Annotated in this window: 5 protein-coding genes; 3 read left to right on the top strand and 2 right to left on the bottom strand. The window is 72.4% G+C overall.

The features are described from left to right. Positions 1 to 74: 74 nt before the first annotated feature. The gene (locus tag LQV45_RS13655; RefSeq protein ID WP_230007499.1) at positions 75 to 1,697 is read left to right on the top strand and encodes an HNH endonuclease signature motif containing protein; all 1,623 of its coding nucleotides are present in this window, start codon (positions 75 to 77) and stop codon (positions 1,695 to 1,697) included. Between the two features lie 72 nt (positions 1,698 to 1,769). Here LQV45_RS13655 and LQV45_RS13650 read toward each other — a convergent pair whose 3' ends face one another. Next, positions 1,770 to 3,218, bottom strand: coding sequence for a PLP-dependent aminotransferase family protein (locus tag LQV45_RS13650; protein WP_230007498.1), 1,449 nt, complete (start codon positions 3,216 to 3,218; stop codon positions 1,770 to 1,772). 82 nt (positions 3,219 to 3,300) lie between these two features. Here LQV45_RS13650 and LQV45_RS13645 point away from each other — a divergent pair, with 82 nt between their 5' ends. Further along, the gene (locus LQV45_RS13645) at positions 3,301 to 3,975 is read left to right on the top strand and encodes a pyridoxamine 5'-phosphate oxidase family protein (RefSeq protein ID WP_230007497.1); all 675 of its coding nucleotides are present in this window, start codon (positions 3,301 to 3,303) and stop codon (positions 3,973 to 3,975) included. A gap of 194 nt (positions 3,976 to 4,169) precedes the next feature. Here the strand turns inward: LQV45_RS13645 and LQV45_RS13640 are convergent, their stop codons facing one another. After that, positions 4,170 to 7,604, bottom strand: a complete 3,435-nt coding sequence (locus LQV45_RS13640; protein WP_230007496.1) for a bifunctional proline dehydrogenase/L-glutamate gamma-semialdehyde dehydrogenase — start codon at positions 7,602 to 7,604, stop codon at positions 4,170 to 4,172. A 100-nt stretch (positions 7,605 to 7,704) separates the two neighbouring features. On the opposite strand from LQV45_RS13640, the gene LQV45_RS13635 reads away from it, so the two are divergent. Then, positions 7,705 to 7,873, top strand: a 169-nt coding sequence (locus LQV45_RS13635; protein ID WP_230007500.1) for a LysR family transcriptional regulator, incomplete at its 3' end; no start/stop codon positions are given.

Raw genomic sequence — 7,873 nt, 5'->3', positions numbered from 1 at the left:
CGGCAGGGATGAACCTCGGGCGAGCGAGGGTGAAGACACCTTCAACATTAGAACGTTTGTTCTATTCTAAGTGCATGCCTTCCCCTCCCGTCCCGGATCCCGGATCTCGCGCCGCCGCGAGCGAAGACGATCGTCTGCGCGGGCTCGTCTCCGCGATCCGCGACGAGACCGCGCGAGCCGCTCACGTACACGCGTCACTGATCCGCCTCCGCTCCGAAGCGCTGGGGATCGCGATGGATCAGGTCGCACGTTCGCGGTCGCGAGAGTCGCGGGAACGCGAGATGCCGGTCCGGTCGCTCGCGCTCGAGATCGCCGTCGCGACGCACGCCCACGACCTGACGGTGCAGAAAGAACTGTCCGACGCGCACACGATGACGCAGAAATTCACCGCGACCGTCGACGCGCTCGCTCAAGGGCGCATCGGGGCACGGCACGCCGCGGCGATCCTCGAAACCGGCATCGTGCTCGACGACGACGCTACGCGCGCCGCGTGGGAACAGGTCGTGCTCACCCACGCCGAGCGCGAGTCCCCCGGCCGGGTGCGCGCGTTCGGCCGCGAACTCGCCGAGAGCGTGCACCCCGTCGGTATGACGCAACGTCATGCGCGGGCCGCCGCCTCCCGAGGCGTGAGTGTGCGCGACCTCGCCGACGGCATGGCAGAGCTCAGCGTCATCCTTCCCGCGACGGTGGCGTACGGCATCCGCGACCGCCTGCGCCGTCAGGCCGCGGCGATCCGGGCATCGATGAACGACGAGGCAGCCGGAGCGAGCGCCGCGGCAGACGGCTCGACCGACGAGAGCAGCACGGAAGCGGACTCCACCAGCGCGCATGGCACAGCCGCGGGCTCGGCCGACGCGCGTGGCACAGCCGCGGGCTCGGGCGACTCGGGTGGCACGGCCGGAGCCGACGCAACGGAGGGATCGAGCGCGGCGGCCGGGGCGAGCGCCGCCACAACCGCGGCGCGTGCGACCGGAGCCGGGCTACGCGCGACGGGAACCAGCGCAAGCGCAGCGAGCGCAGACGAAGCGCACTCGGCAGGCCCCGCGCAGATCGCACCGATCGACGTGCACGCCGACGTCACGGACACGCGAACGCTCGCCCAGATCGGAGCCGATGTCTGCGCCGACCTGCTGCTCACCGCGGCTCCCGCGATCGACCCCACCACCGACGAGACGTGTCCGGGTGGCCTGGGAGCGATCCGTGGGCATGTGCAGATCACGGTGCCGGTCTTGACGCTCCTCGGTCGCGCAGACGTCGGCGCGAGCATCGACGGTCGCACTCCGATCGACCCCGAGACCGCGCGGCAGATGACCGCCCACGCACCCGGGTGGGATCGCGTGCTCTGCGATCCCGTGACCGGCACGGTACTCGACGTCGACCGGTACTCCCCCACCGCGGCCCAGCGCCGGTTCCTCGCGGCTCGCGATCGGCACTGCCGTGCGCCGGGCTGTCGGGCACCGATCACGCGGTGCCAGATCGACCACAATCACGAAGCCCAGAACGGTGGCCGCACGCGCCTGTGCAACCTGTGCCACCTCTGCGTCCGACACCACACGCTCAAGACCGAGAGCGAGTGGACCGTCGATCAAGACCCCGACGGCACGCTCCGCTTCCACAGCCCTCTCGGCTACGAGCACCGCGAGAAACTGCCGGCCCGGGTGCTGTTCGTACCGGACGCGGACCCGCCCCCGTTCTGAGACCACGCCCGGCGGACACCCGAGGCGGACACCGCCGTTCTGAATCCCCCTCCCCACACGATCGCCGCGCAGTCACCGCCCCGTCATGACACCGGCCGACCAGTCGCACTCGCGCAGAACTTCCGCCACGACCGCGACGCCCCGCGCGAGTTCGAGCGTTGTGGGTTCGGCGTACCCCAGGACGATGCCGGCCGGCAGATCGGACGGCGCTCCGGGAACGGCATAGTCAGCGAGACCCGCCACCCGCACTCCGCGTGCAGCGACGGAAGCGACCAGCGCCGTCTCGACCTCCGCCCGCGCGGTCCCCGGGACATTCGACAGCAGTGCCACCGCGTGCAGCCCGCCGTTCATCGCCGTCAGCTCCACTCCAGCGATCGACCCGAGGGCCTCGAGCACGAGCTTCCGGCGGTGGTGGTAGTCGCGGCGCCGCCGCGCGGTGTGACGCGCGAGCGAACCGTCGGCGAGGTACAGAGCCAAAGCCTGCTGCACGACCAGCGAGACCGGCAGATCGAGGTCGGCGCGCGCGGCGCGCAGGCGGTCGCCGGCCGTTCCCGAGGCGACGATCCACCCGCACCGCAGCGCGGGGCTCAGCACCTTCGACAGGCTGCCGATCAGCACGACGCCCTCGGGGTCGAGCAGCCGGAGCGGTGGCAGCGGAGCACGCCCATGGGGGAACTCGCTGTCGTAGTCGTCTTCGATGAGGACCGTGCCGGTTCGCCGCGCCCAGGCCGACAGACGCGCTCGGGCAGCGGCATCCAGTCGACTGCCGAGGGGATAGTGGTGATGCGGGGTGACGATGAGCGCGTCGAGATCGTCGTATCGCTCCACGGCATCCAGGTCGAGCCCTGTGCCGGGGGCCACCGAGACGGGAATTGTCTCGACGCCGACACGGGCCAGGATCGTCCGCACGCGCGGATACCCCGGGTTCTCGACACCGAACCGGCGCGGACCCCCGGTCCGCCGCGGCGCGAGGGCGAGAGCCGTCAACAGCATCGCGTCACTCGTCCCCGCCGTCACGATCACCTCTCCCGGATCGACCGTCACGCCCCGGGTACGTCCGAGGTGTCGCGCGACTTCTCGCCGGAACTCCGGCACACCCATCGCATCGTCGACATCGGCCGCCGGGTCGAGCGCCCCGGCCCGACGCCAGGCCGAACGCCACGCGGCATCGGCGAGCCCCCGCGTTCCCGGACGTCCCGGGCGAAGGTCGATCGCATCCGACGCCGCGCGGGCGGGCGGACGCGGCGCGGCCGGCTCACCGACATCGGGATGCCGCGGCAACACCGCCACCGCGGTGCGCGCTCCGGCCCGCGCGACGAGGTAGCCCTCGCCCGCCAGCGTCTCGTAGGCGGCTACGACGGTACCGCGTGCGACGCCGAGGTCGACCGCCAGCGCGCGCGATGACGGGACCGGATCGCCCGCGGCGAGCCGCCCCTCGACGATGGCACGTCGAAGCCCCTGCGTGAGCTGGACGTGCAGCGGCACGGGCGACGAACGATCCAGGATGCCGGACGAGATCACGGCCGCCAGTTTGTCACTGGTCTATACGATCGGGCGAGAATCGGCCTAGGAATCGGTCCGCCCGGGCGGCTGAGATCGAGACATGACCGACCTGCCGCTCACTCCCCGCACCCGCGTCCGACGCCTGCCGCACCACCAGGTGACCGACCGCGCCGCGCTGTACGACGTGCTCGACGGCGCCCTGGCAGCTACTCTCGCGATCGTGCGCGACGGTCGCCCCGTCGCTCTTCCGGTCGGGATCGGCCGCGACGGCGACGATGTTCTCGTGCACGGGTCCAGCGGCAGTGACTTCTTCCGGCGGATCGCCGCGGGCACGCCCGTCTGCCTCACCGTCACCCAGCTGCTCGGGCTGAAGTACGCCCGCTCCCTGTTCGACAGCTCGATGCGCTACCGCTGCGCCGTCGTGCACGGGGTGGCATCCGTTGTTCCCGCGGAGGAGAAGGAGGACGCGCTGCTCGTGCTCTCCGAACACCTCATGCCGGGGCGCTCGGCCGACGTGCGCCCCATGACGGCACGAGAACTGGCCGCGACCCTGGTGCTGCGGATTCCGCTGTCGGAGGCCAGCGTGAAGGACAACGCCGGGTCCCTCGTCGAGGTGGACGACGACGGCGAGGACCGGGCCGTGTGGGCCGGCGAACTGCCGCTGCACGTCATCGCCGGCGACCCCGTGACGTCGGCGCAGACCGTTCCCGGAACGGCGATCCCGGACTCCGTCCGCCGTGCCGCCGCGCGCGTGGCGGCGACCGGCACGGCCTGACCGGCGGTCGGGCCTGACCGGCGGCACGGCGTGACCCGCGGCACGGCGTGACCCGCGGCACGGCTCGACCGACGACACGGCGTGACCCGCGGCACGGCTCGACCGGCGGCACGGCGTGACCCACGGCACGGCTCGACCGGCGGCACGGCGACACGGCCACACGGCCACACGACCGGGCCAGGAGCCGCGCTGAATCAGCTCATGACGAGCGGGGGCACGACGTACCGACGGACCGTGCCGAAGCGGTGCGCCGTGATCGACACCGCCTGCTCACGCAGGAACGGCAGCAACTCGACCTCGCCGGCGCGCGTCGGCTCCCCGTCGTACAGCGCCACCGCGGGCGAGCCGGATGTGACCTCGGCGAACCGTTCGGCCGAGCCGCCCAACAGGCGCACACGGCCACCGGTGCGCGCGAGCCGCGACGCCCGCCGCCCCCATGCCGCGGCGTCTTCGACGGCGTGCGTGACGCCCGCGCCCTCGAGCCACGCCCGCACCGCGGGGGTGAGCTCGCGGTCGACGCTCACCGTGACGGTGGATCCGGCGCGCAGCCCCGCGGCCACGACCCGCACCAGGGCGACGTCGCGCGCGTCCTCGAGCCGCACCGTCACCGGGACCGCGGCGTACCGCAGCACGTTCTGTTCGGACTCCAGCCCCGTCACGTCGCGCGCACGCGAGAACTCCGTCGCCCAGGCTGCGGCATCCGAGGCGAGGGCGGATGCCAACCACCGGCGGTCCCCCGCCGGGACCGCCGCTGACGCCGGACCGGCGAGCGCACCCGCTCCGCGCGGCGCACCGGGCTCGGCATCCGCCCATGACCCGAAACCGAAGAGGTAGTGCGGACCGCCGGCCTTGGTGCCGGCGCCGACGGCGGACTTCTTCCACCCGCCGAACGGCTGCCGCTGCACGATCGCCCCGGTCGTGCCGCGGTTGACGTAGACGTTGCCGGCCTCGATGCGCGCGAGCCAGCGGTGGATCTCGGTCTCGTCGAGGGCGTGGAGACCCGAGGTCAGGCCGTAGTCGACGGCATTGACGATGTCGATCGCCTCGTCGAGGGTCTCTGCCGTCATGACGCCGAGCACTGGACCGAAGTACTCGGTGCGGTGGAACTCGCTTCCGGGCTGCACGCCCTCCCGGATGCCGGGACGCCACAGCCGTCCGTCCTCGTCGAGGCGGCGTGGCTCGACGATCCAGCGCTGGCCCTGCTCGAGCGTCGTGAGCGCCCGCAGGAGCTTGCCCTCCGCGGGCTCGATGAGGGGTCCGACGCGCGCGGCGTCGTCCCACGGCATCCCGACCTCCAGCGAGGTGACGGCGTCGACGAGCTGGTCGCGGAAGCGGCGCGAGGTGGCGACAGAGCCGACGAGGACGACGAGCGAGGCCGCCGAGCACTTCTGGCCGGCGTGGCCGAAGGCCGACAGCGCGACGTCCTTCGCGGCGAGATCGAGGTCGGCCGACGGCGTGACGATGACGGCGTTCTTGCCGCTCGTCTCGGCCAGGAGCGGGAGGTCGGCTCGGAACGAGCGGAACAGCTCGGCCGTCTCGTACGCGCCGGTCAGCACGACCCGCTCCACGGCGGGGTGGGTGAGCAGCTCACGACCGAGGTCGCTCTCGGCGACCTGCACGAGCGTCAGGACGTCGCGCGGGACGCCGGCGTCCCACAGCGCCTCGACCATGACCGCTCCGGAGCGCTCGGCCAACGCCGCCGGCTTGATGATCACCGACGATCCCGCGGCGAGCGCCGCCAGCGTCGACCCCGCCGGAATGGCGACGGGGAAGTTCCACGGCGGAGTGACGACGGTGACGCCGACGGGGGTGAAGCGCGCGCCGTCCACGCGGTCGAGGTGCCGCGCCTGCTCGGCGTAGTAGTGCGCGAAGTCGATCGCCTCGGAGACCTCGGGGTCGCTCTGCTCGACGACCTTGCCGCACTCGGCTCCCATGACCTCGATGAGCTCCGCGCGGCGGGCTTCGAGCGCGTCACCGGCCCGGTGCAGGATCTCGGCGCGCCCGTCGGCGCCGAGGTCGCGCCACGCGACGGCGGCGGCCGCGGCATCCCGGATCCGCTCGTCGAGCACCGCCGCGACGGTCACGGTGTGCGCCGCGATCGTCTCGGCGCCGAGGGTCGACGCGGCCATCCGCGACACGATGCCCGCGGCCCACGCGCGGTTCGCGGCGATCGCGGGGTCGGAATCGGGGGCGTTGCGGAACCCCGTGCGCGGCGCCGGCGTCGGGGCTGCGGTGCGGTCCTGCACGCGGTGCGACGCCGGCACCTCGGTCGGCATGTCGGCGAGTGAAGCCAGGAAGCGGTCGCGCTCGCGCGCGAACAGCGCTTCGTGCGTGTCGAGGTCGAAGACGGCCGACATGAAGTTCTCGCTCGACGCCCCCTCCTCGAGGCGCCGGATCAGGTACGCGATCGCGACGTCGAACTCCTGCGGGTGCACCACCGGGGTGTAGAGCAGGATCGAGCCGACCGTGCGCCGCACGACGGCCTGCTGCGCGGTGGCCATGCCCAGCAGCATCTCGATCTCGATGCCGCCGGTCACGCCGCGACGCTCGGCGAGCAGCCACGCCACAGCGATGTCGAACAGGTTGTGCCCCGCCACGCCGATGCGCACGTTCGCCGTGCGCTCGGGCCGCAGGGCGTAGTCGAGAACCGACTTGTACGAGGCATCCGTCGCCTGCTTGGACGGCCAGGTCGCCAGCGGCCAGTCGTGGACGTCCGCGTCGACGCGCTCCATCGGCAGGTTCGCGCCCTTCACGACGCGCACTTTGATAGGCGCACCCCCGGATGCCACCCGCGCGGCGGCCCACTCCTGCAGCCGGATCATCGCGGCGAGAGCATCGGGCAGATAGGCCTGCAGCACGATGCCGGCCTCGACGTCGTGGAACTCCGGCTCAGCGAGGAGCGTCTCGAACACCGCGAGGGTCAGATCGAGGTCCTTGAACTCCTCCATGTCGAGGTTGAGGAAGGTGCCGGTCTCCTTCGCGACGCGGTACAGCGGCCGCAAGGCCGAGACGGCGTCCGCGACGGCGGCGTCGAACGCCCACGGCGTGTGCGGCGCGACGGTCGACGAGACCTTGATCGAGACGTAGTCGACGTCGTCGCGAGCGAGCAGACGGCGCGTCCCCTCGAGACGCCGGGCCGCCTCCTTCCTCCCGAGGATCGCCTCGCCCAGCAGGTTCACGTTCAGGCGGATGCCCTCGCCGCGCCCCCGGATCGCGGCGATGGCGGCGCCGAGCCGACGATCGCTGGCGTCGACGATGAGGTGGCGCACCATCGATCTCAGCGCGGTCCGTGCGGCGGGGACCACCACGCGCGGCAGAATCGGCGCGGTCAGGGCGCCCAAGCGGATCGCCGCCTTCAGGTGCAGCGGCAGGAAGCCCGGCACCAGCGGCGCGAGGCGGGAGAGGTTGCCCGCGGCGACCCGCAGGTCGTCGGGACGGACGACGCCGTCGACGAACCCGACGGTGAACGCCAGACCGTCGGGGTCGCGCAGCACACCGGCCAGCCGCGTGGCCGCCGCGTCGACCGGCTCGGAGCGGCTCTCGACGAGCCAGCGGCGGACCAGGGCGACGGCGTCGTCGGCCAGGTCGGCCGGGGCGACATCAGTGGGGACGACATCGGTGAGCGACATGCGGATCCTTCCTCGGATGCCCTCAGTGTGCGACCGACGTACGATCGGGAAAAGCGATGATTTCCGAACGGTATCGGTTGATTGCAACGAAGGGTCTGGAATGTTCGATCTCCGCCGACTGCGCCTGTTGCACGAACTGTCGGTGCGCGGCACCCTCGCCGCCGTGGCCGAGGCGCTCTCGTTCAGCCCCTCGACGATCTCGCAGCAACTGGCCCAGCTCGAGCGCGACGCGGGAGTCCCGTTGCTCGAACCCGACGGTCGCCGGGTCC

The organism is Microbacterium sp. Bi128 (genome assembly GCF_918698205.1).
Note: the sequence above shows the minus strand (reverse complement) of the source record. Positions and strands in the feature narration are given on the sequence as shown.